General features: G+C 67.4%; 1 protein-coding gene. It reads right to left on the reverse strand.

Features of this window, described 5'->3' with window-relative positions:
* Positions 1-20 precede the first annotated feature (20 nt).
* A complete protein-coding gene (locus EDC64_RS23355) occupies positions 21-1,391 on the reverse strand; it encodes an IS1182 family transposase (protein ID WP_132036260.1) in 1,371 nt (456 codons plus the stop codon).
* Positions 1,392-1,444: the final 53 nt, after the last annotated feature.

Genomic DNA, 1,444 nt, shown 5'->3' on the forward strand with positions numbered 1-1,444 from the left:
CGATTTTGGGGGGAGCGGGCTCAGGCTGGCCGGGCCTTTGCCGGGGCGGTGACGAGGGCGATCTTCTTGATGTTCTGGGCGGCGGCTGCGAGCAGGCACTGGACCTGCACCCGCACCAGGCCTCGGAAGCGGGCATAGCGGTGGCCGAAGAGCTGCTTGGCATCGGCAAAGGACCGCTCCACCGTCTCCTTGCGCCGGGCATAGACGAGCTTGCCCCAGGCGGTGAGGCGGTGGGCGTCCACCTGCTCGCGCTCGTCCTGCCAGACATGGCGGGTGAGGGTGCGCTGGGCCTTGGCGTTGGTGGTGCAGGACGCCAGCAGCGGGCAGGCGCGGCACACGTTCGGATCCGAGCGATAGTGGCGATAGCCGCTCCGGTCGGTGGTGGCGTAGGTGAGGCTCTGGCCCTGGGGGCAGCGATAGGTGTCGGTCCCTGCTTCGTAGGCGAAGCGGGACGGCCGCATCATGCCGGGCTTCGGCGGGGTCGGAGTGCGATACCCCGTCACCCCCGTAATGCCGCGCTGGCAAAGCCCGTGGGCGATGGCCGCCGAGGCATAGCCGGCATCCAGGCCCACGGTTGAGACGGGAAGGCCGAACCGGGCGCGCTGCCGGTCCAGGCGCTCCAGATAGGGGATGCTGTCGTGCACGCTGGCCGGCGTGGCGAAGCTGTCGGTGATGATGCCGAGCCGTCCGTCCACCGTGCGGTGGTCGAGATAGAAGAAGCCCTTCGGCTTGCCCTCGCGCACCATGTAGCCGCTGTCGGGATCGGTGCGGCTGATCTTGGTGGGCTTCTGCGGCGGTTCGCGCGGCGGAGTGGGCGGCAAAGGCGGCTGGCCATGGGCGGCGCGATCTTCCTCCACCGCCGCGTCCAGCTCCGCCCAATAGGCCGCACGGGACTTCGACGCCGGAACGATGTCGTGGCGGTTCTTGTTGGCGCTCGCCTTCAGGTGGGTGGAATCGGTGTAGAGCGTGCGCCCCTCCACCAGCCCCAGTGCCATGGCCTGCTCGACGATCCGGTCGAAGATCGCCTGCGCCACGCTGTCGTCCTGATAGCGCCGGCGGCGGTTCTGCGACAGCGTCGAGGCGTCGAACACCTTCTCCCGCAGCGAGAGCCGCAGAAACCAGCGATAGGCGACATTCACCTCGATCTCGCGCACCAGCTGGCGCTCCGAGCGGATGCCGAACAGGTAGCCCAGGAACAAAGCCTTGAACATCAAGGTGGGATCGAGCGGCGGCCGGCCATTGTCGGCACAATAGAGCGGCGCCGTCAGGTCATGGATGAAGGTGAAATCCACCGCCGCATCGATCCGCCTCAACATGTGGTCCTTCGGGACCAACTCGTCCAGCGTCACGATCTCAAGAGCGGTCTGGGTCGGGCCGGGTTTCTTCAGCATACCCGAATGAATCAAAAACCCCCGGCTCGCGCCAGGGGTTTGTCAGCGGTCTG

This window comes from Aquabacter spiritensis, from assembly GCF_004346185.1.
Taxonomy (GTDB): Bacteria; Pseudomonadota; Alphaproteobacteria; order Rhizobiales; family Xanthobacteraceae; genus Aquabacter; species Aquabacter spiritensis.

Bases quoted from the DNA above. Each gene is read 5' to 3' on its own strand.
- EDC64_RS23355 (WP_132036260.1), bottom strand. From the start codon at position 1,391: ATGCTGAAGAAACCCGGCCCGACCCAGACCGCTCTTGAGATCGTGACG.